Below are 25,969 nucleotides of genomic sequence, written 5' to 3'. Positions count from 1 at the left end.
CAGTCTCCGGATCATCTCGTTCCTCGTGCGGCGTCCAGGACACCGGGCAGGGCCCGGAGGAACGTCTCCACGTCATCCTCGGTGATGATCAGCGGAGGTGCGAGGCGCACCACGTCGGGTGCGACCGCGTTCACCAGGAGGCCGGCTTCCTGTGCAGCCTGCTGCACCGTCGGTGCGAGGGGCTCGGACAGGACAATACCCAGCAGCAGGCCCGCACCGCGGACATGGTCGACGAGCGGGTGCCGGAGCGCAGCGATCCCGTCACGCAGCAGGGCGCCCGTGTGCTTGACACGGTCCGGGATCCCGTCGGCCTCCAGCGTGTCGAGGACGGCCAGGGCGGCCGCGCAGGCGACCGGGTTCCCGCCGAACGTCGAGCCGTGCTGACCGGCCGTCAGCAGGTCGGCCGCGGTGCCGAAGGCGACGGTGGCGCCGATGGGGAGTCCGCCGCCCAGTCCCTTGGCAAGAGTGATCACATCCGGTTCGATCCCGTGCGCAAGGTGGTCGAACCAGTATCCGGTACGGCCGATACCTGTCTGGATCTCGTCCAGGACGAGCAGGGTCCCCGTGGCCCGGGTGATCTCGCGGGCGGCCGCCAGATAGCCGGGCGGCGGGACGACGACGCCGTTCTCGCCCTGGACCGGTTCCAGGATCACCATCGCCGTCTCCGTCGTGACCGCCGCGCGCAGCGCCTCCGCGTCCCCGTACGGGACATGGGTGACGTCCCCGGGCAGCGGCAGGAACGGCTCCTGCTTCGCGGGCTGGCCGGTCAGGGCGAGGGCGCCCATGGTGCGGCCGTGGAAGCCCCCGGCCGCCGCGACCATATGCGTCCGGCCCGTCCTCCGCCCGATCTTGAACGCCGCCTCGACCGCCTCCGCACCGGAGTTGGAGAAGTAGACGCGGCCGGGACGGTCCGCGAGGGCGAGCAGCCGCTCGGCGAGGGCGACGGTGGGCTCGGCGGTGAAGAGGTTGGAGACATGGCCGAGGGTCGCGATCTGGGCGGACACCGCCTGCACGACCGCGGGGTGCGCATGGCCGAGGGCGTTGACGGCGATGCCGCCCACGAAGTCCAGGTAGCGCTTGCCGTCGGCGTCCCACACCGCCGGGCCCTCGCCGCGCACGAGGGGGATGCGCGGGGTGCCGTAGTTGCCCATCAGGGCGCCCTGCCAGCGCCGGGTGAGCTCGTCGTTGGTCACGCCTGCCCCTCCTCCGTGTCCGGCACGACCATCGTGCCGATGCCTTCGTCCGTGAAGATCTCCAGCAGGATCGAGTGCTGGACGCGGCCGTCGATCACCCGGGCGGTGGTGACGCCGTTGCGGACCGCGTACAGGCACCCCTGCATCTTGGGCACCATGCCGCTGGCCAGCTGCGGCAGCAGCGCCTCCAGTTCGCTCGCGGTGAGCTTGCTGATGACCTCGTCGCTGTGCGGCCAGTCCTCGTACAGGCCCTCCACGTCCGTGAGGACCATCAGCGTCTCCGCCCCCAGCGCGGCGGCCAGGGCGGCCGCGGCCGTGTCGGCGTTGACGTTGTAGACGTGACCGTCGTCGCCGCTGCGGGCGACGGAGGAGACGACGGGGATCCGGCCGTCGTCCAGCAGCGTCTCGATGGCGCCGGTGTCGATATGGGTGATCTCGCCGACCCGGCCGATGTCGATGCGTTCGCCGTTCAGCTCCGCGAAGTGCTTGACGGCGGTCATGGTCCCGGCGTCCTCGCCGGTGAGGCCGACGGCCAGCGGGCCGTGCTGGTTGAGCAGCCCGACCAGTTCGCGCTGGACCTGTCCGGCGAGCACCATGCGCACGACGTCCATGGCCTCGGGCGTGGTCACCCGCAGCCCGGCCTTGAACTCGGACTCCAGGCCCATCCGTTCGAGGGCGGCGCTGATCTGCGGGCCGCCGCCGTGCACGACGACCGGGCGCAGCCCGGCGTGCCGCAGGAAGACGACGTCCTTCGCGAAGGCGGCCTTGAGTTCGTCGTCGACCATGGCGTTGCCGCCGAACTTGATGACGACGGTCTTGCCGTGATGGCGCGTCAGCCAGGGCAGCGCCTCGACGAGGATCTGCGCCTTGGGCAGGGCGGTGTGTTTCCGGGCCGGGGTGCTCATGAGGAGTACGCGCTGTTCTCGTGGACGTAGTCGGCGGTGAGGTCGTTGGCCCAGATCACGGCGGACTCCGTGCCCTCGGCGAGGTCGGCGGTGATACGGACCTCCCGGTAGCGCATGTCCACCAGGTCGCGGTCCTCGCCGACCGAGCCGTTCTTGCAGACCCATACACCGTTGATGGCGACGTTCAGCCTGTCCGGGTCGAAGGCGGCCGAGGTGGTGCCGATGGCGGAGAGCACCCGGCCCCAGTTGGGGTCCTCGCCGTGGATGGCGCACTTGAGGAGGTTGTTGCGGGCGATGGACCGGCCCACCTCGACGGCGTCGTCCTCGGTGGCCGCGCCGACGACCTCGATGCGGATGTCCTTGCTGGCGCCTTCCGCGTCCCCGATGAGCTGGCGGGCCAGGTCGTCGCAGACGGTCCGTACCGCCTCGGCGAAGGCCGCCGGGTCCGGGGCGATGCCCGAGGCGCCCGAGGAGAGCAGCAGCACGGTGTCGTTGGTGGACATGCAGCCGTCGGAGTCGACCCGGTCGAAGGTGGTGCGGGTGGCGGTGCGCAGCGCCTCGTCCAGGCCGGCGGCGTCGACGTCGGCGTCGGTGGTCAGGACGACGAGCATGGTGGCCAGGCCGGGGGCCAGCATGCCGGCGCCCTTGGCCATGCCGCCCACCACCCATCCCCCGCCCTCGGCGACGGCGGTCTTGTGGACGGTGTCGGTGGTCTTGATGGCGATGGCCGCCTTCTCGCCGCCGTGCGGGGACAGTGCGACGGCGGCCTTCTCGATACCCGGCAGCAGCTTGTCCATCGGCAGCCGGACGCCGATCAGGCCGGTGGAGGCGATTGCGATCTCGCCGGCGCTGTGGCCGAGCACCTCGGCGGTCTTCTCCGCGGTGGCGTGGGTGTCCTGGAAGCCGGCCGGGCCGGTGCAGGCGTTGGCACCGCCGGAGTTGAGGACGACGGCGGAGACCTCGCCGCCCTTGAGGACCTGCTGGGACCACAGGACGGGCGCGGCCTTGACACGGTTGGCGGTGAAGACACCGGCGGCGGCCCGGCGGGGGCCCTCGTTCACCACCAGGGCCAGGTCGGGGCTTCCGCTCTCCTTGATCCCGGCGGCGATGCCCGCTGCCGTGAATCCCTGTGCTGCGGTGACGCTCACTGCATCTCCTTGTCGGCTTCCTGGGGGGACGGGTCCCGGTGGACGGCGCGCCGGGGGCGGGCCGGGGTCTCGCAGGGCGCCAGCCGCGCGAGGACGGTGGCGACGATCTTGCGCACGCTCATGGCGCCACCCCCGTGGCCGGCAGACCGAGGTCCTCGGGGAGGCCGAGGGCGAGGTTCATGCTCTGCACGGCGCCGCCCGCGGTGCCCTTGGTGAGGTTGTCGATCGCGCTCACGACGACGATGCGGGACGCGTCCTCGTCGAGGACGGCCTGCACCAGGGCGGTGTTGGAGCCGAGGACGGCACCGGTGGCCGGCCACTGGCCGGCCGGGAGCAGCCGGACGAACGGCTCGCCCTCGAAGGCCTTCTCGTACGCCGCGCGCACGGCCTCGGCGGTCACACCCGGGCGGGCCTTGGCACTGCAGGTGGCGAGGATGCCGCGGGGCATGGGCGCCAGGGTGGGGGTGAAGGAGACGCCGACCCGCTCCCCCGCGACGGCGGAGAGGTTCTGGATCATCTCGGGGGTGTGCCGGTGGCCGCCGCCGACGCCGTACGGGCTCATCGAGCCCATGACCTCGCTGCCGAGCAGGTGCGGCTTGGCCGCCTTGCCCGCACCGGAGGTGCCGGAGGCGGCGACGACCACGGCCTCGGGCTCGGCGAGCCCGGCCGCGTACGCGGGGAAGAGGGCGAGCGAGACGGCGGTCGGGTAGCAGCCGGGCACGGCGATCCGGCGGGCGCCGCGCAACGCCTCGCGCGCACCGGGGAGTTCGGGCAGGCCGTAGGGCCAGGTGCCGGCGTGCGGGGAGCCGTAGAAGCGTTCCCACTGCGCCGCGTCGGCGAGCCGGAAGTCCGCGCCGCAGTCGACGACCAGCGTCTCGTCGCCGAGTTCCGCGGCGACGGCGGCGGACTGCCCGTGGGGCAGGGCGAGGAAGACGACGTCGTGCCCGGCGAGGACATCGGCGGTGGTGGGTTCGAGCACCCGGTCCGCCAGCGGCGACAGGTGCGGCTGCAGGGCACCGAGGGACTGGCCGGCGTTGGAGTTCCCGGTCAGGGCGCCGATGCGGACGCCGGGGTGCGCGAGGAGCAGGCGCAGCACTTCGCCGCCTGCATATCCGCTCGCTCCGGCCACTGCCGCGCGTATCGCCATGGGTCCGTCCCTCCACTCGGTTGGCATGACTATACGGACGGCTGCACTTTTATGCAATACCCGGAATAGATGTGCGGATACGGCGACGTCGATGACCGAACCCTACAAATCCCGGAAGCCCGTCTCCGTGGATCACGGCATTCGCCGTGCGCATCTGCGCTGGCAGAGTCGTTGGCGAGTTGTTCGACCACAACAAAGGGGGTTATGCATGAACGGCATGGAGGACGTGGTGGTCACCGGTCTCGGGGCCACGACGCCGCTCGGCGGGGACGTCGCCTCGACCTGGGCCGGGATGCTGGCCGGGGAATCGGGCATCCGCGCGATCGAGGAGGAGTGGGCGCAGCAGCTGCCCGTCCGGATCGCGGGCCGGCTGAAGACCGAACCGGCCGAGGTGCTGGACCGGGTGCAGGCCCGCCGCATGGACCGCTGCGAGCAGATCGCGCTCGTCGCCGCGCGTGAGGCGTGGGCGGACGCGGGGCGTCCGGAGGTGGATCCGGAGCGGCTGGCCGTGGTGATCGGCACCGGCACCGGGGGAGCCCTGACGCTGCTCGGCCAGGACGACGTCCTGGAGGCCTCGGGGGTGCGGAAGGTCTCCCCGCACACCGTTCCCATGCTGATGGCGAACGGTCCCGCGGCCTGGGTCAGCATCGAGCTCGGGGCGCGCGGCGGTGCCCACACGCCGGTGAGCGCGTGCGCGTCCGGGGCCGAGGCGATCGCCATGGGCCTGGACCTGATCCGTCTCGGGCGGGCGGACGTGGTGGTGGCGGGCGGCACCGAGGCCTGCATCCACCCGCTGCCGCTGGCCGGCTTCGCCCAGGCCAAGGCGCACTCGACGCGCAACGGTGAACCGGGGCGGGCCTCGCGGCCGTTCGACGTGGACCGGGACGGTTTCGTCATCGGCGAGGGCGCCGTGGTCGTCGTCCTGGAACGGGCCGGGTTCGCCGCGGCACGCGCCGCGCGGGCGCACGCCGGGCTGGCCGGGGCCGGGGTGACGTCGGACGCGTTCCACATCACCGCCGCGCACGCCGAGGGGCAGGTACGGGCGATGCGGGGCGCGTTGGAGAGCGCGGGGGTCTCCCCGCGCGATGTCGGGGTGGTGCATGCGCATGCGACGTCCACGCCGCAGGGGGACCTGGTGGAGGCCGAGTCGGTGGCGGAGGCGGTCGGGCTGCACCCGGCCGTGACCGCGACGAAGTCGATGACGGGCCACCTGTTCGGGGCGGCGGGGGCCGTGGGGGCGCTGGCGGCGATTCTGGCGGTGCGGGACGGGGTGGTGCCGGCGGTGCGGAATCTTGATGTGCTGGATCCTGAAGTGAAGCTGGACGTGGTGGCCGGAGGGCCGCGACCGGGGCGGTACGAGGCTGCGTTGGCCAACGCGTTCGGGTTCGGCGGGCACAATGCGTCGCTGGTGTTCACGCGGGTGGGGTGACAGGGCGCTCCGCGGGAAGTGCAGTGCGTCGACTGCGGGCGCGTCGTGGCCGATCGCGCAGTTCCCCGCGCCCCTTTGGGGCGCGATCACGCACCGCGCTGAAGTTGCCCGGCTGAAGGGCGGGACCGGGGCATCACACCCATAACCGCACCACCCGCCCCCGGCCGCAGCCGCACCGCGCCCGTCAGCGCCCCCACCGACACCACCGCCAGCAGGCAGAACGCCACCGCGTACGCGGACCCCGGCCGTAGCCACTCGCCCGCCCGGAGGGCCACCGTGGCCGCCGCCACGCCCAGCCCGGCGGCGGCCTGCTGGGCCGTGGACTGGAGGGTGTTCGCGTGGCCCATCCGCTCCTGCGGGACGTCCGCGAAGGCGATGACCTGGTAGCACGTCAGCCCCAGCGAGCGCGCGGCGCCGCTCACCACCGCGAGAGCGGCGATCAGCGCGACCGGTGTCCCGGCGGTCAGGAACCCGCAGAGAACCGTCGTCGCGACGACGCCCACCGTGGCCGTCACCAACAGCGGCCGGAAGCCGAACCGTTGGAGCAGCCTGGTCGTCGCCGGCTTGATGCCGATGTTGCCGACGAAGACGAACAGCACCACCGTGCCCGACTTCACCGCGCTCCAGCCGAAGGCCTCCTGGAAGAGCAGCGGCAGCACGAAGGGGACCGCCGCCACAGTGATCCAGAACAGGGAGCCGCCGGACACCGACGCGCGGAAGGCCGGGATCCGCAGGGTGCGCAGGTCGACGAGCGGGTGCTCGGTGCGCAGCAAGTGCCGTGCCGCAGCGGCCAGCAGCGCCACGGACAGCACGCCGAAGACGGCCACGGGCGTCCACCGCGCGTGCCGGTCCGACAGCAGATGTGCCGTCCAGGTCAGCGCACCGAGCCCCGTGGACGTCAGCAGGACACCGGCCCGGTCCAGCCGCGGCGGAGCCGTACGGCCCGGCCCGTCGTCGATCAGGCGCCACGCGACGGCGAACGCCACCGCGCCGAGCGGGATGTTGACGAGGAACATCCAGGGCCAGCTCGCATACGTGGTGATCAGTCCGCCCAGCAGCGGTGCGATCACCGGTGCCACCAGGCCGGGCCAGACGACGTACGAGATGAGCCGGGGTATGTCCGGCTTGTCCACTTCCGACACCACCATCAGCCGGCCCACCGGCACCATCATCGCTCCCCCGGCGCCCTGTACGACCCGCATGGCCACGAGCCATCCGAGGCTCGTGCTCAGCACGCAGCCCAGCGAGGCCGCGGTGAAGAGGGCGATGGCCGTGAGGAAGACGCGCCGGGGTCCGAAGCGGGCGGCCAGCCAGCCGCTGAGCGGTATCAGGACCGCCAGCGTGACCAGATAGGCCGTCACCACCAGGCCGATCGCCGTCGGCGCGACGCCCAGTGCGGCACCCATCCGGGGTGCGGCGGTCGAGACGATCGTGCCGTCGAGGTTCTCCATGAAGAAGCAGCCTGCGACCAGGAGCGCAGTGTTGCGGTGTTTGCTGTCGATCACCCGTTCATGGTGTGCGGCACCGACCCTTGACCACAAGTTCCGAATCGGAACAGTAGAGTTGCATCCCATGCAACTCCCCGACATGAACCTCCTCCCCGCCCTCCACGCCCTGCTCCGCGAGGGCAGCGTCACCGGTGCCGCCGCCGAGATGAACGTCTCCGCCTCCGCCATGAGCCGCACCCTGGGGCGGCTGCGCCGGGTGGTCGGGGATCCGCTGCTGGTGCCCGCGGGGCGCGGACTGACGCTCACGCCGCGGGCGCTGGAGCTGCGGCCGCAGGTCGAGGCGGCGCTGCTCGGGGCGCTGGCCGCGCTGCGGCCGCCGCAGCCCGTCGACATCGCCACCGTGGAGCGGGAGTTCACGCTGCGGACCAGCGAGGGGCTCGCCGTCGTCCTCGGCCCCGCTCTCACCGAGCGCATCGCGCAGGAGGCGCCCGGCATCCGGCTGCGGATCCTGCCCGAGGGCGACGAGGATCTCGCGGATCTGCGCGACCGCATCGACCTGGACATCAGCGCCCTGCCCGCTCTCCCCCACGACGTGCGCAGCAGCCCGCTCTCCCGGCACCGTCACGTCGCGGTCTCCCGCGCCGGCGCCGCGCATGCGGACGAGCCGCTGACCGCCGAGCGCTTCGCCGCGATCCCGCACATCACCGTCTCCCGGCGCGGCAGGGCCCACAGCATCGTCGACGAGCGGCTGGCCGAACTCGGCCTGACCCGCCGGGTCCTGGTCACCGCGCCGTCCTTCGTCACGGCCTGCTTCCTCGTGCTGCAGTCCGACGCCCTGGCCCTGCTGCCGGAGGCGGTGGCCGCCCGGGCGGCCGGGGTGATGCCGCTGCAGGTGCGGGAGATCCCGCTGCCCCTGCCGCCGGTCGACACCGGCATGGCCTGGCACGTGCGCCTCGACGCCGACCCCGCCCACCGGTGGCTGCGGGCCGCGGTGGCCCGGATCTCGGCACAGGAGGATCAGAGCCTCAACTGAGCGCGGAGCGCAGCCGGTTCACCCCCTCCTCCAGCTCCGCCGTGCCGGCCACGCCCGCGAAGCTCAGGCGGACGTGCGGGGCGGGCGGCTCGGCGGAGAAGTACGGGCGGCCGGGGGCGACGGCGACGCCGGCCCGCAGGGCGGCCGCGGCCAGGGCGTGTTCGTCCGTGCCGTCGGGGAGGCGCGCCCAGAGGTGGAAGCCGCCGGGCGGCACGAAGTCGACGGCGGTCTCCGGGAGTTCCCGGCGCAGGGCGGCGAGCAGCGCGTCACGGCGGGTGCGCAGTGCGGCGGCGACGGTGCGCCGGTGGCGGGGCCAGGCGGAGGAGCCGACGAGTTCGAGGGCGGCCTCCTGGAGCGGGCGGGGCACGAAGAAGCTGTCGACGACCTGGATCGCCCGCAGCCGGTCGAGCACGGGGCCGCGCGCGGCGAGGGCGCCCACGCGCAGGCTGGGCGAGGTGAACTTGGTGAGCGAGCAGACGTGGACGACGATGCCGTCGGGGTCGTCGGCGGCGAGGGCGGGCGGCAGCGGCGGGGCGTCCTCGTGGGCCAGGCGGCGCGCGAAGTCGTCCTCGACGACGAAGGCCCCGGCCTCGCGGGCCGCCCGCAGGACCTCCTGCCGCCGCTCGGGGGCCAGCACGGCGCCGGTCGGGTTGGCGAAGAGCGGCTGGCAGACGAACACCCGGGCGCCGCTGGCCCGGAAGGCCCGTTCCAGCAGGTCGGTGCGTACGCCCCGGTCGTCCGCGGGCACGGGCACGGGGCGCAGCCCGGAGGCGCGGGCGGCGGCGAGCATGCCGGGGTAGGTGGGGGATTCGACGAGCACGGGGGCGCCGGGCGGGGCGAGGGCGCGGAGTGCGGTGGTGAGGGCGCTCTGGCCGCCCGCGGTGATCAGGACGTCGGAGGGGGCGAGGGTGCCGGAGGGGCCGGCGATCTCGCGGGCGAACCAGGCCCGCAGGTCGGCGACGCCCTCGACGGGCGGGCGACCCCACACTCCGGGCCGGCGCCCGGCCCGGCCGAGGGCGGCGGCGAGGGCGCTCTCGGGCTGCAGGACGGGGTGGAGGTAGCCGCTGTGCAACTCGATGACGCCGGGCGGGGGTTCGGCGAGGGTGTCGAGCACGCCGGACGCGTCCACGGAACGGGGGACCGCCTCCTCGCCGGTCTCCGCGCTGAGTGCGATCTGCTGCCAGGAGGTGTCGCCGCTCCGGGCGGGCCGGCCGGCCCGTTCCGCGCGGAAGGCGCCGGCGCCGGGGCGGGTGACCACCAGGCCCTCGGCGGCGAGGGCGGCCAGGGCGCGGGTGACGGTCACGGGGCTGACCCGGAAGCGTTCGACGAGGACCCGGCTGGACGGCAGCTTCTCACCCGGCGAGTAGCGGTCGAGCTCGCCTCGGAGAGTCCCGGCCAGTTCTGCCACGCTGTTACGCTCGTGCATGACAGTACAAGATAGCGCTATCCGCCGCAGCGCGATAGCGGTGAACGGAGGAACGCTGCTGGCCGCGCTCGGCGTGGTGGCGTTCTCGCTGACCTTCCCGGCGACCGCCTGGGCCCTGGAGGGACTCGGGCCCTGGTCGGTGACCACGTGCCGGATGACCCTGGCGGGACTGGCGGCGCTCGGCGCCCTGCTGGCGCTGCGCGTGCGGCTGCCCCCGCGCCGCCACTGGGCCGGGCTGAGCATCGTGGCGGGCGGTGTCGTCGTCGGCTTCCCGCTGCTGACCACGCTGGCCCTGCAGACCTCGACGACCTCGCACGCCGCGGTGGTGGTGGGTCTGCTGCCGCTCACCACGGCGGCGTACGCGGCGGCGCGGACCCGTACCCGGCATGCGTGGACGTTCTGGGCGGCGGCGCTGGCCGGTGCGGCCGTGGTCGTCGCCTTCGCCCTGCTGCAGAGCGGCGGGGCGCCCTCCCGTGGCGACCTGCTGCTCTTCGCCGCGCTGGCCGTGTGCGCCGCGGGTTACGCCGAAGGGGGCCGGCTCGCCCGTGAGATGCCGGGGTGGCAGGTCGTCGGCTGGGCGCTGGTGCTGTGCCTGCCCGTGGCCGTCGTCGGGGCGGCCGCGGCGCTGTCCGCCGAGCCGGCGCGGCTGACCTGGCACACGGTCTCCGGGCTGGTGTGGCTGGCGCTGGGCTCCCAGCTGCTGGGCATGGTCGTCTGGTACCGCGGCATGGCCGCGATCGGGGTGGCCCGGGCGAGCCAGCTGCAGCTCGCGCAGCCGCTGCTCACGCTGGTCTGGTCGGTGGCCCTGCTGGGCGAGCGGCTGTCCCCCGCGGCGCCGGCCGCCGCGGTGGGCGTGCTCGTCTGCATCGCGGTGACGCAGCGCTCACCGTAGACTTGGCAGCATTCCCACAGTGCACGTGTCCAACCTCATCGGAAGGGGCACCGTCGATGCATGCGAGCAAGGGCGACCGGCTGGTGGTGCACGGCAGGGTGGTCGGGCAGCAGGACCACGTCGTGGAGATCGTGGAGGTGCTCGGGCCGCAGGGCAACCCGCCGTACCGGGTCAGGGCGGAGAACGGGCACGAGACGATCATGTCCCCCGGCCCCGACTCCGTCGTGGATCACCGCAAGGCCTCGGACCGGAGCTGACAGACCCCTCGGCTCACCGTGGCGGGCGTGCGCGGTGCGGGTAGTGGTCCCGCACCACGCGCGCCATCGCCCCGATGGGGTCGGAGACGACCTGCTTGGCCGAGAAGTACACGTTCCCCTGCACCTCCGGGTGGGCCGCGTCCAGCGTGAGGTGCCGGGAGAGCTCGGCCGGGTCCTGCCAGGGCGCGGGCTGTGCGGGGTCGCCGGCCCGGTAGAGGGCCTCGCCGACGTAGAGGCGCACGCCGGTGCCGCGGACGGTCTCCGCCCACCAGGGCACGAGCTTCGCGTAGTCGGCGGCGCGGTTGCCGATCTCCCAGTAGACCTGCGGGACGATGTAGTCGATCCACCCCTTGCGGACCCAGGACCGGGTGTCCGCGTGCAGGTCGTCGTAGGTCTGCACGCCGGCCCGGGTGTCCGAACCCCGGGGATCCGTCGTGCGGTTGCGCCACACGGCGAACGGGCTGATGCCGAACTGCACATGCCGTTTGCGGCGCTTGATGCGCTCGCCGGTCTCCCGGACGAGCCGGTCGATGTTGTCGCGCCGCCAGGCCGCCCGGTCGGGGAAGCCGGCGCCGTAGCGCTCGTAGGCCGCGGTGTCGTCGAAGTCCCGGCCGGAGACGGGGTAGGGGTAGAAGTAGTCGTCGAAGTGCACCCCGTCGAGGTCGTAGCGCCAGACGGCGTCCAGCATCGCGTCCTGGACGAAGCGGCGGACCTCGGGCAGGCCGGGGTTGTAGTAGAGCTTGCCGCCGTAGGGCAGCACCCAGTCCGGGTGCACCCGCGCGGGGTGCGTGGGCACCAGCCGGCCCGGGTCGGTGTGGTTGGCCACGCGGTACGGGTTGAACCAACCGTGCAGCTCCAGGCGGCGCTTGTGGGCCTCGCGCACGGCGAAGGCCAGGGGATCCCAGCCCGGTGACCGCCCCTGATGACCCGTCAGATACTCCGACCAGGGCTCGTAGCGGGACGGCCAGAAGGCGTCGGCGGTCGGACGGAGCTGCAGGATCACGGCGTTGAGCCGGCGGGCCACCGCGGTGTCGAAGAGGGCGAGCAGCTCGGCCCGCTGGAGGTCCGGGCCGAGGCCGGGCCGGGAGGGCCAGTCGATGTTGGCGACGGTCGCCGTCCACATGCCGCGGAACTCCCGCTTCCGCCGGGCCTGCCCCTGGGGTTCCAGGGCCCCGGCCTCGCCGGCCGCCAGCAGGGCCGTCACGGCTCCGGCGGCTGCCACGGTGAAGCCTCTTCGGCTGATTCGCCCCATATGCACGCCTCCTTGAATGCACCCTGTCAGAACAGTCACACCGTCGGCATCAGCATGCCCACCCGGGAGCCCTCCGCACCGCCCGCTTGCGGAGGTAACGTCGTGAGCAGAGTCCAGACGACTGCAGTGCAGGATCAGCGAAGACCGAAAGGCACGATGTGAGCGACATCGAACGCGTGGGAGTGGTGGGCTGCGGCCAGATGGGCGCCGGTATCGCGGAGGTGTGCGCCCGCGCCGGCCTGGAGGTCAAGGTCGCCGAGACCACCGGCGAGGCCCTGGAGCTGGGCCGCACCCGGCTGACCAACTCCCTCGGCAAGGCCGCCGAGCGCGGCAAGATCACCGAGGCGGAGCGGGACGCCGCCCTGGAGCGGCTGAGCTTCACCACGGACCTGGGCGAGTTCGCCGACCGCGACCTGGTCATCGAGGCCGTCGTGGAGAACGAGCAGGTGAAGACGGAGATCTTCCAGGTCCTCGACCAGGTGGTGACCCGGCCCGACGCGATCCTGGCCTCCAACACCTCCTCCATCCCGCTGGTCAAGCTGGCCGTGGCGACCTCCCGCCCCGACCAGGTCATCGGCATCCACTTCTTCAACCCGGCCCCGGTGCAGCAGCTCGTCGAGCTGATCCCGGCACTGACCACCTCCGAGGAGACGATCAAGCGCGCCGACACCCTGGTCGGCCAGGTCCTCGGCAAGCACGGCATCCGCGCCCAGGACCGCTCGGGCTTCGTCGTCAACGCCCTGCTCATCCCCTATCTGCTGTCCGCGATCCGGATGTTCGAGTCGGGCATCGCCAGCCGCGAGGACATCGACAACGGCATGGAGCTCGGCTGCGCCCACCCCATGGGCCCGCTCAAGCTCTCCGACCTGATCGGCCTGGACACCGTCGCCTCGGTCGCCGACAGCATGTACGCCGAGTACAAGGAGCCGCTGTACGCCGCTCCCCCGCTGCTGCAGCGCATGGTCGACGCGGGCCGGCTGGGCCGCAAGACCGGTTCGGGCTTCTACACCTACTGAGTTGCCGTCCGGGCCGGCGCGCGCCCCCTTCACACGGGGTGTGCGCCGCTGACCCGCGAACACCCTCCGCACACGCTCCCGCCCCGCCCTCCGACGCGGTTGACTCGCCTCAGCAGGCAAGCAGCAGATTCACCTTCCGGAAGGGGTACGGACCGTGACCATCCATCCCGAGCACACGGCCGCGAAGGCGGCTGAGCTCGCGGAGCTCCGGCGCAGCTTAGATGTGGGTGTCGTCCGCATCGACGGCCGGCTCGCTCTCCTGACCCAGCGCAGCGAACAGGCGGAGCACGAACTGGAGGAGATGGCCGAGCGGCTGCGGGCCCTGGAGCACGGCCGGTGGCCCCTGCCGTCGCTGGCCGCGCTCACCGGCCTGGCCGGCCTGGCGGTCGCCGTGTGGCAGGCGTCCGGCCGATGAGCGCGGAGTGTGCGTGATTCATCCTGCGGCCCCCGTGGTCCCCGTTGTCCCCGTTACCGGCCCGCTCAGCCGAGCCGGATGTGGTGCAGCAGGAGGAGGGCCGCCGCCATGTTGGCCGCGGGCACCTCGCCCCGGGCGATGAGGTCGGGCACCAGCTTCAGCGGCACCCATTCGCGGCGGTCCGACTCGAAGGCGTCCTCCGGGTCACCGATGTACTCCGCCTCGTCCGCCCAGTAGATGTGATGACGGGCGTCGGTGAGCCCGTTGGACGGCTCGACGGACATCAGGTGTCGCAGGGGCCCCGGCCGCCACCCCGTCTCCTCCTCCATCTCCCGGGCCGCGGCGCTCGCGATGTCCTCGCCGTCGTCGACGACGCCGGCCGGCAGCTCCCATCCCCAGTTGTCCGTGATGAAGCGGTGCCGCCACAGCAACAGCACCTCATTGGCCTCGTTGACCACCGTGGCCACGGCAACGGGCCGCAGCCGGATGAGGAAGTGGTCGAGGTGGCGGCCGTCGGGGAGTTCGACGTCCGCGAGATTGACCCGGAACCATCGGTTCTCGTAGACGGTCAGCTCCCTGAGATTTTTCCAGCGCACGTGTCTGCCACCTTCCGCCGAGGTGGCCACCTCCCGGGGGGCTGTCCTCACCAGGGTCACAAGGGCACGCGCAACGCCCCGTCGATCATCTCGGCGGCCTCGGCCGTGGCCGCGCACCCGCTTTCGATCAGGTGCTCGCGCACCGCCCGGAGCCGGTCCCGTAAGCGCTGCGACTCCATGCCTCTCGCCTGCTCGGTCATCTCCCGTGCGGTGGCCACCGCCTTGTCCGCGTCTCCCTGACGCAGCTCGATATGCGTGAGCATGGCGAGCCGGTGGACACGGCCCCGGTCGTGCGCGGGGGTGTCGACGGCCCGGTCCGCGTGCTCACGGGCGGGTCCGAGGTCGCCGAGGCTCAACAGGGCCTCCGCCACCTGCACGTTCACCAGTCCCGGCTGCACATAGCCGGTCTCGGCGGGCTCCTGGCCACGGTGGATGCGCTCGGCGGCGGACTCGGCGCGCCGGATGCAGGCCAGCGCCCCGGCCCCGTCCCCCAGCCGGGCATAGGACTTGGCCTGCATGGCGTAGAGGTCGGCGGCGAGCGCCGGGGTGAGCTGCGGGCCCGCGGCCCGCAGCGCCGACTCGGCGAAGGCGACCGCCTGCCGGTACTCCCCCATGAAGAGCGACTGGTTGACGAGGAGCGCTATCACATACGCCCCCAGTCCCCGGTCCCCGCTGGCCTTGGCGAGCCGCAGCGCCTGGTGGAAGTAGCGCTGGGCGAGTCCGTGCGCGTCGGAGTCGTAGGCGCAGATGCCGGCGACGGCGACCAGGCCGCCGGTGGCACGGTGCAACTGGCGTCCCGTCTCGTCGGAGTAGCTGCCGCGCAGCAGGGGCGCGGCCTCGGCGTTGAGGAAGCCGACGACCCTGCCGCGGGTCGCCACTCCCCCGGCCTTGCGGTACATCTGCTCGTAGTGCGTGCGGGCGGCGCGCAGCATCTCGATGTCGTCCATGGAGACCCGGGTCAGCCCGCGCCGGGAGACGTCGGCGTCCTCGGGCGGGTTCTCCCACTCCCAGACCGGGATGACGGCGGGGGTGCCCGTGACGGCGGGGGCCCGCACGACGTGTTCCCGCTGCTGTTCGTCGGAGCGCCACAGGGCGGTGGCGCGCTCGACGAAGCCGGACAGCGGGGTGCCGGGCACCCGGGGGCTGCCGGGGGTGCCGAGGCCGATGTCGTCGAGGGTCAGCGCGCGGTGCAGCCGCTCGCCGAGGACCTCGCAGATCAGGTCCGGCACCTGGCCGCGCGGCCGCTGGCCCTTCAACCATCGGGCGACGGCGGTGTGTTCGTAACGCAACGCCAGTCCCCGGGCCCGGCCCGCCGCATTGATGTGGGCGGCCAGACCGGCGTGGGAGATCCCCGCCTCGTCGAGGACGGCGTCGAGCAGTGTGTTGGGCTCCATCCTGCCCTCCGGTGCGCTCGGTGGGATCAGCGTAGTGGGGATCCGTTCGCACGGGGTGTGAACGGGCCATCGCCGTAGGGACGTTCAGGACCGGCCACAGGGCAGGGCGAGGGGGCCGGGCAGCAGGGGGCGGTCGTTGCGGATGGCGAGCAGGGCGAAGTCGTCGGAGAGCAGGCCTCGGGTGTGGCGCAGCAGGGCGGCCCGGACGCGCTCGACGATCGCCGCGGGCGCCGGCGGGGCGCTGCGGACCGCATCGGCCAGGGCCCCGGCGAGCGGGAAGAGGCGGCCGGCCCGGTCGCGGGCGTCCTCGGCGCCGTCCGTGTGCAGCACCAGGGCCTCGCCGGGGGCGAGCGGCGGCAGGGGCACCAGGGGAAGCTCGGCGGGAAGCGGGAACAGCCCCAGCGGGGGCAGGGGTTCGCCGGGCTCCAGGGCGACGACCCGTGAGGTGCCGTCCGCGGTGCGGGTGAGGTGGTGCGGCCAGGGGTGGCCGCAGTTGAGGGCGGCGACATGGCCCTCCTCGCGCACCTCCAGCAGCAGGACGGTGGCGAAGTCCTCCGGCTCCGGCCGGCCGGGCGGCCCGGTGCGCGCCTTCTCGCCCAGGTGCCGCTGCAGCGCGCGCTCCAGGCGGCGCAGCACGTCGGGGAGTTCGGCCTCGTCGTGCGCGGCGTCGCGGAAGGAGCCGAGCAGGGCGGCCACGGTGGCGATGGCGGGGATGCCGTGTCCGCGCACGTCGCCCATGACGAGGCGCACGCCGTGCGGGGTGGCGAGCACCTCGTAGAGGTCCCCGCCGATCAGGGCTCCCTCGCTGGCCGACAGGTGGACGCCGGCCAGGGTGATGCCCTCGATCCGGGGCGGCAGCGGGCGCAGCACGGCCAGTTGGGCGGTGGCCGCGACCTCCCGGATCCGCTCCAGCTCGCCGAGCAGCCGCAGCCGGCGGCCGCTGGTGAGATAGCTGGCGGCGACGACGGCGAGGATCGCGCAGCACGTGCCGAGCCGGGCGGCGGCGCCGGTGCGGGCGACCGGTCCCACCGGCAGCAGGGCGAGCAGCGCGCAGAGTCCTCCGAGCAGGACGCACCGGCGGCGGCCGGTACCGGCACAGGCGATGGCGGGTGCGGCTGCGAGCAGCTGCATGAACTCGGTACCGAGGGGATTCACGCACTCCCAGGCCAGCACTCCGGACACCCAGAGCCCGGGCAGGATCAGGACGAAAATCCGCCGGCACCGCAGAAGAGCCCGGGTACGGATCATTCCGTCGGTCCCCCTAGCGCAACGACGGGCTGATTCTCGCCGACGTATTCCGACCTGGGGAAGGTGATGTCGCCCCGGTTCCACCCTATTGAGTGATATTCGGCAGGCGTTGCCTGACAAGAATGCGATATAGCGAAGGGCGCCCCGGAAAACCGGGGCGCCCTTCGGGCAATGGAGCGTGTCAGCCGCGCAGGACCGCGCCCGTCCGCTCGACGGCCGACTGCACCGCGGCCTCGCGGGCGGCCGTGGCCTCGTCGGCGGTCAGCGTGCGGTCGGCGGCACGGAAGCGCAGCGCGTAGGCCAGCGACTTCTTGCCCTCGCCCAGCTGCTCGCCGGTGAAGACGTCGAACAGCCGCAGCGACTCCAGGAGTTCGCCCGCGCCGTCCTTCAGCGCCGCCTCGACGTCGGCCGCGGGGACCGAGGCGTCCACGACGAGCGCGACGTCCTGCGTGGCCACCGGGAACGCCGACACGTGCGGGGCCTCGACCGGACCGGTGCCCGCCCGCTCCAGGAGGTCGAGGTCGATCTCCATGGCGCAGGTGCGCTCCGGCAGGCCGAACGCCTTGGTGACGCGCGGGTGCAGCTCACCGGCGTTGCCGACGAGCGTCTCCGTGCCGTCCACCACGGCGAACAGCGCGGCGCAGCGGCCCGGGTGGAACGGCGCCGTCTGGTCCTGGCGGACGGTCAGCTCGACGCCGGCCTCACGGGCGACCGTGCGGCCCGCCTCGACGGCGTCCGCCCAGCCGGCCGGGCGGCCCTTGCCCCACCAGCCGGCCTGCTCGCGGGCACCGGCCAGGACGACAGCCGCACGGCGCGGCTGCCGGGGCAGCGCGGCGTCGAGCGAGGCGATCTCCTCGTCGGTCGGACGGCGGTCGATCGGCAGGCGGGCCGGGGTGACCTCCTTGCCGGTGGGCAGGAAGACCAGGCCCGTCTCGAAGAGCGCCAGGTCGTGCTCACCACGGCCGTCGTTGCGGCGCAGGGCGGCGAACAGCCCCGGCAGCATGGTCGTGCGCAGCGCGGGCTCGGCGTCCGAGAGCGGGTTGGCCACACGCACCGTGCTGCGGCGCGGGTCGTCCGCCTCCAGGCCCAGGTGCTCCAGCGCCTCGTCCCCGAAGAAGGGGTAGTTGAGCACCTCGGTGTACCCGGCACCGGCCAGCGCCCGGCCGACCCGGCGGTGCAGGCGCTGACGGTTCGTCAGACCGCGCCCGGCGGGCGGCTGCGGGAGGGTGGCGGGCAGGTTCTCGTAGCCCTCGAGCCGGATGACCTCTTCGGCCAGGTCGTTCGGGTCGGTGAGGTCGGGGCGCCAGCTGGGCACCGTGACGATCAGCTCGTCCTGCCCGTAGACGTCGCAGCCGACCTGCTGGAGGCGGCGGACGACGGTCTCCCGGCCGTACGCGACACCGGCCACACGGTCCGGGTGGTCGGCACGGACGGCGATCGTGCGGGGCGCGCTGGGCGCGGTGATCTCGGTGACGCCGGCCTCGGCCGTGGCGCCGGCCAGCAGCACCAGCAGGTCGACGGTGCGCTGGGCCGCGGCGGAGGCGGCCTGCGGGTCGACGCCGCGCTCGAAGCGCTTGGACGCCTCGGAGGTCAGCTTGTGACGCCGGGCGGTACGGGCGACCGGGACCGGGTCGAAGTGCGCCGCCTCGATCACGACCTCGGACGAGCTCTGCGCCGCCCCGTGGTCGGCGATCTCGGTGTCGGCGCCGCCCATCACACCCGCGAGGCCGATGGGGCCGCGGTTGTCCGTGATGACCAGGTCCTCGGCGTCCAGGACGCGCTTGGTGCCGTCGAGCGTCGTGAGCTTCTCGCCGGGCTGCGCACGGCGCACGCCGATCGGGCCGTCCAGGCGGGAGCGGTCGTAGGCGTGCAGCGGCTGGCCGAGCTCGAGCATCACGTAGTTGGTGATGTCGACCGTCAGCGAGACCGGGCGCATGCCGGCCTTCTGCAGCCGGCGCTGCAGCCAGATCGGCGAGCGGGCCTCGGCGTCGATGCCGGTGACCGTGCGCGCCGTGAAGCGGCTGCAGCCGGCCGGGTCGGCGATCTGCACCGGGTAGCCGTGGGCGTTGGGCGCCGGCACGTCCAGCAGGGCCGGGTCGCGCAGCGGCAGGCCGTAGGCGATGGCGGCCTCGCGGGCGATGCCGCGCATCGACAGGCAGTAGCCGCGGTCGGGGGTGACCGCGATGTCGAGGACCTCGTCGACGAGCTGGAGCAGCTCGATCGCGTCGGTGCCGACCTCGTGCTCCGGGGTGAGCACGATGATGCCGTGCGAACCGTCGTCGCCCAGGCCGAGCTCGTCGCCCGAGCAGATCATGCCGCGCGAGACCTTGCCGTAGGTCTTGCGCTCGGCGATGGCGAAGTCGCCGGGCAGGACGGCGCCGGGCAGCGCCACGACGACCTTGTCGCCCACGGCGAAGTTGCGGGCGCCGCAGACGATCTCCTGCGGCTCGCCGGTGCCGTTGGCCTGCCCGACGTCGACCGTGCAGAAGCGGATCGGCTTGCGGAAGCCCTCCAGCTCCTCGATGGTCAGCACCTGGCCGACCACCAGCGGGCCGGTGAGGTCGCCGCCGAGCTGCTCGACGCGCTCGACCTCCAGGCCCGCGGCGATGAGCTTGGCCTGGACGTCCCGGCCGGACTCACCGGCCGGCAGGTCGACGTATTCCCGCAGCCAGGAAAGCGGGGCGCGCATCAGATCTCCATCCCGAACGGCCGGGTGAAGCGGACGTCACCCTCGACCATGTCTCGCATGTCCTCGACGTTGTGGCGGAACATCAGCAGTCGCTCGATGCCGAAGCCGAACGCGAAGCCGCTGTACTTCTCCGGGTCGATGCCCGCCGCGGTCAGCACCCGCGGGTTGACCATGCCGCAGCCGCCGAGCTCGATCCAGCCCTCGCTGGAGCAGGTGCGGCAGGGGCGCTCGGGGTCGCCCGCCGAGGCGCCGCGGCACACGTAGCACTGCATGTCCAGCTCGGCCGACGGCTCGGTGAACGGGAAATAGTTGGGGCGCAGCCGGGTCGTGAGGCCCTCGCCGAACAGGGCGCGCACCATGTGCTCGATGGTGCCCTTGAGGTCGGCCATGGTCAGGCCCTCGTCGACGGCGAGGAGCTCGACCTGGGTGAAGACCGGCGTGTGCGTCGCGTCGAGCTCGTCCATGCGGTAGACGCGGCCCGGGCAGATCACATAGATGGGGGGCTCGCGGTCCAGCATGGTGCGGACCTGCACGGGCGAGGTGTGCGTGCGCAGCACGACCTCGGACTCCGCCTTTTTGTCAGGTCCCTGGACGAAGAGGGTGTCCTGCATCGCGCGGGCCGGGTGGTCCTTGGCGATGTTGAGGGCGTCGAAGTTGAACCACTCCGCCTCGACCTCGGGGCCCTCGGCGACCTCGTAGCCCATGGCGACGAAGACGTCCTCGATGCGCTCCGAGAGCGTGGTGATCGGGTGGCGGGCGCCGGAGGGGATGCGGTCATGGGGCAGGGTGACGTCCACCGCCTCCTCGACCAGCACCCGGGCATCGCGCTCGGCCTCCAGCTCGGCCTGCCGGGCGGCGAGGGCCTTGTTGACGGCACCGCGGGCCATGCCCACGCGCTTGCCCGCCTCGGCCTTGGCCTGCGGGGGCAGGGCGCCGATCTCGCGGTTGGCGAGGGCGAGCGGGGAGGTCGGGCCGGTGTGCGCGACCTTGGCCTCGTGGAGGGCTTCGAGGCTCCCTGCGGCCGCGAAGGCGGCGAGCGCCTCGTCCCGCATGCGCTCGATCTCTTCCGGTTTCAGTGCCTCGACCTCGACAGGGTCGTACGACTTATTGGGTGCCGACATCTCTTCCCGTGCTTCCGATTAATGGTCCAGAGGCGGTGCCAAAGGTGCCAAAGGTCGAGTCTAAGGGGCGCATGAGGGGTGGCGGCCCGTGGGCCGGTCTCAGGTCCGGTCCAGGAAGGCCGGGGCGCCCACGGGCAAGGTGAAACGGAACAGGGCGCCGCCACGGGCGGCCCGCCCGACCGTGATCGTCCCGCCGTGGGCGTCGATGATGCCCTTGACGATGTACAGGCCCAGGCCCGTGCCGCCGCGCTTGCTGCCGCGCCAGAAACGGGTGAAGACGCGCTTCATGGACTCCTCGGGGATGCCGGGGCCCTCGTCGCTCACCGTCACGGCCGTCCCCTCCCTCCGCGCGGTCAACAGAGCCGGTGCCACTTCTATGGTCACCTTTCCCTCGCCGTGGCGCACAGCATTTTCCAGGAGGTTGCCCAGGACCTGGTCGACCTTGTCCGGATCGGCCCACAGCGCGGGCAGCGGCTGGTCGGCGACCTTGACGACGAACCGCTCGCGCGGCTGGCCCGCCCGGGTGTGCGCCTCGATGTGCCGGTGCACGGCGGCGACCATGTCGACCGGCTGGCGGTGCACCTCCAGCCGCCCCGAGTCGATCCGGGAGATGTCGAGCAGCTCGGCGATCAGCCGCGTGACCCGGTCCGCGTCGGCGTCGACCGTCTCCAGCATCAGCCGCTTCTGGTCGTCGGTGAACCGCTCCCACTTGGCCAGCAGCGTGGCCGTGAAGCCCTTGACCGAGGTCAGCGGCGAGCGCAGCTCGTGGGCGACGGTGGCGATCAGCTCGGCGTGGCTGGCCTCGGTACGGCGGCGCGCCTCGGTGCCGCGCAGCTGGACGACCACGCGCACCACGCGCCCGGTCGGCCGCTCCCGCACGTACCGGGCGGAGACCAGCACCTGGCGCCCGCCGGGCAGCAGCAGATTCCGCTCGGGCTGGCCCGCCCGGATGGCGAGGCCCCCGTACGGGTCGGTGAGGGCCCACCAGCGGCGGCCGTCCAGGTCCTCCAGCGGCAGCGCCTTCTCCAGCGGCCGGCCGAGCGCCTCGGCGGAGCCGAGGCCGGTGATCCGGGCGGCGGCGGCGTTGAAGCAGGTCACGAGGCCGCTCTCGTCGGCGACGACGAGCCCGTCCGGCAGGTCGTCGGGGTGCGGCAGGGGCCCGTCGGCGACCGCGGGCGCCGAGCGCCCGGCCACGCTCCCGGACGTCCTGACGTTCATCACCCGACACCCCTCCCGAGCCCCAGGAGCGCCACCCTACTAGCTGGAGGTCACGGAGCGGCACCCTCCGGACGCGCGCTGCGCACGGGCGGAGGCGTACAGGCACACGGCGGCGGCCGTGGCGAGGTTGAGGCTCTCGGCCTTTCCGTGGATCGGAACGCGCACCACGGCGTCGGCGAGTGCGCGGGTCTCCTCCGGCAGGCCCCAGGCCTCGTTGCCGAAGATCCAGGCGGTGGGGCCGCCCATGGCGCCCTGGTCCAGCTCGTCGTCCAGGTCCTTCTCGCCCGCGCCGTCGGCGGCCAGGATCCGGGCCCCGGCGCCCTGCAGCCCGCGCACGGCCTGCTCGACGGGGACGCCCACGGCGACCGGCAGGTGGAAGAGGGAGCCCACGGAGGCGCGGACCGACTTGGGGTTGTAGAGGTCCACCGAGGCGTCGGTCAGCACGACGGCGTCCGCGCCGGCGGCGTCCGCGCAGCGCAGCACCGTGCCGGCGTTGCCGGGGTCGCGCACATGGGCGAGGACGGCCACCAGTCGGGGGCGGCCGGCCAGGATCTCCTCGAAGGGGGTGTCCAGGAAGCGGCAGACGCCGACCAAGCCCTGCGGGGTCACCGTCTGCGAGATGTCGGCCACCGTCTCGTCGGTGGCGTGGTGCACCCGGACCCCGGCGGCCAGCGCCGCCTCGATGATCTCGGAGTGCCGCACGGCGGCCTCGACCGTGGCGAAGAGCTCGACGAGGGTGGGCTCGCCCGCGGTCCGGTGCTCGATGGCCTCGCGGACGGCCTGCGGACCCTCGGCGATGAACCGGCGCTCCTTGACCCGGAAGTTTCTCCTGGCCAGCCGCCGGGCGGCGACGACGCGGGGGGAGCGCGGGGAGATCAGCTCGGGGGTGCCCATGGGCGGCGGCTCACTTCACTGGGTGGGGCGTACGGGCGCGGGCGCGCGCCGGGTGACAGACGGCAGCGGACCCGCAGGCCGCGGGGGCCTGCGGGTCCGCTCGGAAGCCGTGGGGCGCCGGATCAGGCGGCGGCCTTCGGGGCGTTCACGTCGGCCGGCAGCGCCTTCTGGGCAGCCTCGACGAGCGCGGCGAACGCGTTGGCGTCGTTGACCGCGAGGTCGGCCAGGATCTTGCGGTCCACCTCGATGTTGGCGGCCTTCAGACCCTGGATGAGGCGGTTGTACGTCATGCCGTTCTGGCGGGCAGCGGCGTTGATGCGCTGGATCCACAGCTGACGGAAGTCGCCCTTGCGCTTCTTGCGGTCGTTGTAGTTGTAGACCAGGGAGTGGGTGACCTGCTCCTTGGCCTTGCGGTACAGGCGGGAGCGCTGACCGCGGTAGCCGCTGGCCTGCTCGAGGATCGCCCGGCGCTTCTTGTGGGCGTTGACTGCCCGCTTGACGCGTGCCACTTGTTAACTCCTTGTAGCGGGGCCGCGGTGGATTCTCACGCGACCCGGAAATCGATGGGGTCCCGGTCGGACGCGCACCCCGCGGTACGGGGTGCAGGGCGTCACTTGCCGAGAAGCTTCTTGATCTTCGCGGCGTCGCCCGGGGCCATCTCGGCGTTGCCGGTGAGGCGACGCGTCAGCTTGGACGACTTGTGCTCGAGCAGGTGGCGCTTGCCGGCGCGCTCGCGCAGGACCTTGCCGGAGCCAGTGATCTTGAAGCGCTTGCTGGCACCGGAGTGCGTCTTGTTCTTCGGCATCGCGCCGTATCTCCTCGTCGGTGGCGCTCCGGCCCGCCGGGGCGGGCACAAGGGAGCGTCAGCTGTGTTCGATTACTGTCCGGGGCAGCCGCCCCGGAGCGACCCGGGGCACAGGCCCCTGGATCACGCCTCTGCAGGCTCCTCGGCGGCATCCGCAGCGTCCGCGGGTCCGCCCTCGCGAGCGGCCTTGCGGGCGGCCTGCGCCTCGCGGGCTTCGGCCATCGCCTCGGTCTTCTTCTTGTGCGGACCGAGAACCATGATCATGTTGCGGCCGTCCTGCTTGGGGTTCGACTCGACGAAACCCAGGTCCTGGACGTCCTCCGCGAGGCGCTGCAGCAGTCGGTAGCCCAGCTCGGGCCGGGACTGCTCGCGACCACGGAACATGATCGTGATCTTGACCTTGTCGCCCTGCTTGAGGAACCGGACGACGTGACCCTTCTTGGTGTCGTAGTCGTGCGGGTCGATCTTCGGCCGGAGCTTCATCTCCTTGATGACCGTGTGCGCCTGGTTCTTGCGCGCCTCACGGGCCTTCATGGCCGACTCGTACTTGAACTTCCCGTAGTCCATGAGCTTGCAGACCGGCGGGCGTGCGTTCGCCGCCACCTCGACCAGGTCGAGGTCGTACTCCTGCGCAAGCTCCAGGGCCTTGGCAAGCGGCACGATGCCGACCTGCTCGCCACTGGGACCGACAAGTCGCACCTCGGGAACGCGAATCCGGTCGTTGATGCGGGGCTCGGCGCTGATGGATCCTCCTCGGTAGCACCACACGGCCGTCCGGCGGACAGCCGCGTCTGTTGTACGTACGGACCAACCGCGCCGGTGCACAAAAAATGCCCCGGACGGCACAGGCGGGGCTCCAGAAACCGGAACACCGCCACGGGGAGCCGCGGGGCGCATCGGGCGGCTCCATCGTCCGTACGGAACGATGGCCACCGCCTGACCGGAAACGACCTGCCGACCCGGGGTCGGCGAGGTGGGAGTTCGGAGCCTCCACTTGTGGGCCGGGCACGCACGTGTCCAGCCGGTCGAAGGACCACATTACCAGCTGTGGAGCAGAGGGCCCAACCCGTGGCGAACCGATTCGGTGACGGCACGTATCGTGTGCGGCATGAACGACGCGACCCCCGCCGGCGAGACCCCCGACTTCGACTCCCTGACCCGTGACATCGCGGAGGTGCCCGCGGTCGAGGTGATCACCACGGTGGCGGTGCACCTGATGAGCTCGGCGGCGGTCAACCTGGGCCTCGCCGAGGAGGGCGAGGCGCACAAGGACCTGGACGAGGCGCGGAAGCTGATCACCGCGCTGGCCGGTCTGGTGACGGCGAGCGCCACCGAGATCAGCAACTTCCATGCGGGGCCGCTGCGCGACGGGCTGAAGTCGTTGCAGCTGGCGTTCCGCGAGGCGTCCGTCGTGCCCGACGAGCCGGGGCAGGGGCCTGGGGAGAAGTTCACGGGGCCTGTTTACGCCTGAGTCTTTTCGTCTGCGGGCCGGATTGGGCTGGTCGCGCAGTTCCCCCCGCCCCTTCGGGGCGCCTCCCTTACGGGGCGCTCTCGGGGCGGGGGTTCTCCGGCTTGCCCGTCAGGTGGCCCGGCGGGGTTTCGTAGGTGGCCGAGGCGATCTCGTCCGCGACCAGGACCGGTGCCTGCGGCGGATGGGTGAGCCGGTGGGCGTACCCCGCCAGCACGGCGCCGACCAGGGGTGCCACCACGAACATCCACAGCTGGGAGAGCGCGCCGCCGCCCGCGAAGAGCGCGGGGCCGATGCTGCGCGCCGGGTTCACCGAGGTGCCGGTCAGCGGGATGCCGACCAGGTGGATCACCGCGAGGGCCAGGCCGATGGCCAGGCCGCCGAAGCCCACCAGGGCGATCTTGTGGGTCACCGCGAGCACGACGAAGACCAGCAGGAAGGTCAGGACGACCTCCGCGAGGAACGCGCCGCCCGTGTTGATGTGCACGGCGGAGCGGTCGCCGAAGCCGTTGCTGCCGAACGAGCCGCTGGTCTTCAGCCCCGGCACCTGTTTTGCCACGAGGAACAGGATCGCCGCGCCGACGATGCCGCCCACGATCTGGGCGATCCAGTACTCGATGGCCGTGGTGAGCGTGATGCGCCGCTCCACCAGCATGCCCAGCGTCACCGCCGGGTTGACGTGGCACCCCGAGACCGGGCCCAGCGCGTACGCCAGGGCCAGAAGGGTGAAGCCGAAGGCCAGGGAGATGCCCAGCACCCCGATGTAGTCGGCCGCCAGGACGGCGGAGCCCACGGCGAAGAAGACCAGCAGCAGGGTCCCGAGGAACTCGGACGCGATGGCGCGGGTCTTCACGGGATTCAGCTGCAGGGTGTCCAGCTTCAGGGCGACCATGGCGACCTCCTGGATCTCGCGGACCGTCCCTCATCGCATTGTCGGACGGTCCGCCCCGGGTCGCCTGTCGGAGATCAGCAGCC

26 protein-coding genes are annotated in these 25,969 nt (G+C 72.8%); 7 read left to right on the top strand and 19 right to left on the bottom strand.

From position 1 onward, the window contains the following. Window positions 1-11: 11 nt before the first annotated feature. The 5 genes from HG542_RS27055 to argC are packed head-to-tail and all read right to left on the bottom strand — an operon-like array spanning window position 12 to window position 4,393. On the bottom strand, window positions 12-1,193 hold the full coding sequence (locus HG542_RS27055) for an acetylornithine transaminase (protein WP_171085883.1): 1,182 nt from the start codon (window positions 1,191-1,193) through the stop codon (window positions 12-14). Next, on the bottom strand, window positions 1,190-2,098 hold the full coding sequence (gene argB / locus HG542_RS27050; RefSeq protein ID WP_171085881.1) for an acetylglutamate kinase: 909 nt from the start codon (window positions 2,096-2,098) through the stop codon (window positions 1,190-1,192). The genes HG542_RS27055 and argB overlap by 4 nt, the downstream gene beginning before the upstream one ends. Continuing rightward, window positions 2,095-3,246 carry a bifunctional glutamate N-acetyltransferase/amino-acid acetyltransferase ArgJ gene (argJ, locus tag HG542_RS27045; protein ID WP_171085880.1) on the bottom strand — a complete coding sequence of 384 codons (1,152 nt, stop codon included), beginning with the start codon at window positions 3,244-3,246 and terminating at the stop codon, window positions 2,095-2,097. Before argJ ends, argB begins: the two co-directional genes overlap by 4 nt. Further along, window positions 3,243-3,368: a hypothetical protein gene (locus HG542_RS35440; RefSeq protein WP_255316257.1), complete on the bottom strand. Its 126-nt coding sequence runs from the start codon at window positions 3,366-3,368 to the stop codon at window positions 3,243-3,245. Before HG542_RS35440 ends, argJ begins: the two co-directional genes overlap by 4 nt. Then, window positions 3,365-4,393, bottom strand: a complete 1,029-nt coding sequence (gene argC, locus HG542_RS27040; protein ID WP_171085878.1) for an N-acetyl-gamma-glutamyl-phosphate reductase — start codon at window positions 4,391-4,393, stop codon at window positions 3,365-3,367. The genes HG542_RS35440 and argC overlap by 4 nt, the downstream gene beginning before the upstream one ends. Before the next feature lie 208 nt (window positions 4,394-4,601). Between argC and HG542_RS27035 the strand changes: the two genes are divergently transcribed. Next, window positions 4,602-5,822: a beta-ketoacyl-[acyl-carrier-protein] synthase family protein gene (locus HG542_RS27035; protein WP_171085876.1), complete on the top strand. Its 1,221-nt coding sequence runs from the start codon at window positions 4,602-4,604 to the stop codon at window positions 5,820-5,822. Window positions 5,823-5,908: 86 nt separating this feature from the next. On the opposite strand, the gene HG542_RS27030 is transcribed toward HG542_RS27035, so the two are convergent. Next, window positions 5,909-7,327 (bottom strand): MFS transporter, encoded by a 1,419-nt coding sequence (locus HG542_RS27030; RefSeq protein ID WP_171085875.1) that lies wholly within the window; start codon window positions 7,325-7,327, stop codon window positions 5,909-5,911. Between the two features lie 67 nt (window positions 7,328-7,394). Between HG542_RS27030 and HG542_RS27025 the strand changes: the two genes are divergently transcribed. After that, complete coding sequence (locus HG542_RS27025; RefSeq protein WP_171085874.1) at window positions 7,395-8,303, top strand: LysR family transcriptional regulator; 909 nt, start codon at window positions 7,395-7,397, stop codon at window positions 8,301-8,303. Here HG542_RS27025 and HG542_RS27020 read toward each other — a convergent pair. Further along, the gene (locus HG542_RS27020) at window positions 8,296-9,729 is read right to left on the bottom strand and encodes an aminotransferase-like domain-containing protein (RefSeq protein WP_171085873.1); all 1,434 of its coding nucleotides are present in this window, start codon (window positions 9,727-9,729) and stop codon (window positions 8,296-8,298) included. The two genes, HG542_RS27025 and HG542_RS27020, sit on opposite strands and share 8 nt — an antisense overlap. Between HG542_RS27020 and HG542_RS27015 the strand changes: the two genes are divergently transcribed. After that, window positions 9,728-10,621 carry a DMT family transporter gene (locus tag HG542_RS27015; RefSeq protein ID WP_171085872.1) on the top strand — a complete coding sequence of 298 codons (894 nt, stop codon included), beginning with the start codon at window positions 9,728-9,730 and terminating at the stop codon, window positions 10,619-10,621. The two genes, HG542_RS27020 and HG542_RS27015, sit on opposite strands and share 2 nt — an antisense overlap. 56 nt (window positions 10,622-10,677) lie before the next feature. Then, window positions 10,678-10,878 carry a DUF1918 domain-containing protein gene (locus HG542_RS27010; RefSeq protein WP_171085871.1) on the top strand — a complete coding sequence of 67 codons (201 nt, stop codon included), beginning with the start codon at window positions 10,678-10,680 and terminating at the stop codon, window positions 10,876-10,878. 13 nt (window positions 10,879-10,891) lie between these two features. Here HG542_RS27010 and HG542_RS27005 read toward each other — a convergent pair whose 3' ends face one another. After that, complete coding sequence (locus HG542_RS27005; RefSeq protein ID WP_171085869.1) at window positions 10,892-12,130, bottom strand: glycoside hydrolase family 10-like protein; 1,239 nt, start codon at window positions 12,128-12,130, stop codon at window positions 10,892-10,894. 158 nt (window positions 12,131-12,288) lie between these two features. On the opposite strand from HG542_RS27005, the gene HG542_RS27000 reads away from it, so the two are divergent. Together HG542_RS27000 and HG542_RS26995 are read left to right on the top strand one after the other, a co-directional pair. Then, a complete protein-coding gene (locus HG542_RS27000; protein ID WP_171085867.1) occupies window positions 12,289-13,146 on the top strand; it encodes a 3-hydroxybutyryl-CoA dehydrogenase in 858 nt (285 codons plus the stop codon). Window positions 13,147-13,300: 154 nt separating this feature from the next. Next, complete coding sequence (locus HG542_RS26995; protein ID WP_171085865.1) at window positions 13,301-13,561, top strand: hypothetical protein; 261 nt, start codon at window positions 13,301-13,303, stop codon at window positions 13,559-13,561. A gap of 65 nt (window positions 13,562-13,626) precedes the next feature. On the opposite strand, the gene HG542_RS26990 is transcribed toward HG542_RS26995, so the two are convergent. The 10 genes from HG542_RS26990 to infC form a co-directional block, all read right to left on the bottom strand. Beyond that, on the bottom strand, window positions 13,627-14,157 hold the full coding sequence (locus tag HG542_RS26990; protein ID WP_171085863.1) for an NUDIX hydrolase: 531 nt from the start codon (window positions 14,155-14,157) through the stop codon (window positions 13,627-13,629). A gap of 56 nt (window positions 14,158-14,213) precedes the next feature. Continuing rightward, on the bottom strand, window positions 14,214-15,551 hold the full coding sequence (locus HG542_RS26985) for a tetratricopeptide repeat protein (protein ID WP_171085861.1): 1,338 nt from the start codon (window positions 15,549-15,551) through the stop codon (window positions 14,214-14,216). Window positions 15,552-15,635: 84 nt separating this feature from the next. After that, on the bottom strand, window positions 15,636-16,799 hold the full coding sequence (locus HG542_RS26980; RefSeq protein WP_171085859.1) for a PP2C family protein-serine/threonine phosphatase: 1,164 nt from the start codon (window positions 16,797-16,799) through the stop codon (window positions 15,636-15,638). Between the two features lie 181 nt (window positions 16,800-16,980). Then, on the bottom strand, window positions 16,981-19,488 hold the full coding sequence (pheT, locus tag HG542_RS26975; RefSeq protein ID WP_171085857.1) for a phenylalanine--tRNA ligase subunit beta: 2,508 nt from the start codon (window positions 19,486-19,488) through the stop codon (window positions 16,981-16,983). Next, window positions 19,488-20,609 (bottom strand): phenylalanine--tRNA ligase subunit alpha, encoded by a 1,122-nt coding sequence (gene pheS / locus HG542_RS26970; protein WP_171085855.1) that lies wholly within the window; start codon window positions 20,607-20,609, stop codon window positions 19,488-19,490. The genes pheT and pheS overlap by 1 nt, the downstream gene beginning before the upstream one ends. Before the next feature lie 99 nt (window positions 20,610-20,708). Then, window positions 20,709-21,827, bottom strand: a complete 1,119-nt coding sequence (locus tag HG542_RS26965) for a sensor histidine kinase (protein WP_171085853.1) — start codon at window positions 21,825-21,827, stop codon at window positions 20,709-20,711. Window positions 21,828-21,866: 39 nt separating this feature from the next. Further along, window positions 21,867-22,721, bottom strand: coding sequence for a TrmH family RNA methyltransferase (locus tag HG542_RS26960; protein WP_171085852.1), 855 nt, complete (start codon window positions 22,719-22,721; stop codon window positions 21,867-21,869). Between the two features lie 122 nt (window positions 22,722-22,843). Next, a complete protein-coding gene (rplT, locus tag HG542_RS26955) occupies window positions 22,844-23,230 on the bottom strand; it encodes a 50S ribosomal protein L20 (protein ID WP_171085850.1) in 387 nt (128 codons plus the stop codon). Window positions 23,231-23,331: 101 nt separating this feature from the next. Then, entirely contained in the window at window positions 23,332-23,526 is a 195-nt protein-coding gene (gene rpmI, locus HG542_RS26950; protein ID WP_171085849.1) for a 50S ribosomal protein L35, read from the bottom strand. 123 nt (window positions 23,527-23,649) lie between these two features. Beyond that, window positions 23,650-24,294 (bottom strand): translation initiation factor IF-3, encoded by a 645-nt coding sequence (infC, locus tag HG542_RS26945; protein ID WP_171085848.1) that lies wholly within the window; start codon window positions 24,292-24,294, stop codon window positions 23,650-23,652. A 340-nt stretch (window positions 24,295-24,634) separates the two neighbouring features. On the opposite strand from infC, the gene HG542_RS26940 reads away from it, so the two are divergent. Then, a complete protein-coding gene (locus HG542_RS26940) occupies window positions 24,635-24,997 on the top strand; it encodes a DUF1844 domain-containing protein (RefSeq protein ID WP_171085846.1) in 363 nt (120 codons plus the stop codon). Between the two features lie 67 nt (window positions 24,998-25,064). Here HG542_RS26940 and HG542_RS26935 read toward each other — a convergent pair whose 3' ends face one another. Further along, the gene (locus tag HG542_RS26935) at window positions 25,065-25,886 is read right to left on the bottom strand and encodes an MIP family channel protein (RefSeq protein ID WP_171085844.1); all 822 of its coding nucleotides are present in this window, start codon (window positions 25,884-25,886) and stop codon (window positions 25,065-25,067) included. Window positions 25,887-25,969: the final 83 nt, after the last annotated feature.

This window comes from Streptomyces morookaense (assembly GCF_013030945.1).
GTDB lineage: Bacteria > Actinomycetota > Actinomycetes > Streptomycetales > Streptomycetaceae > Streptomyces > Streptomyces morookaensis.
Note: the sequence above shows the minus strand (reverse complement) of the source record. Positions and strands in the feature narration are given on the sequence as shown.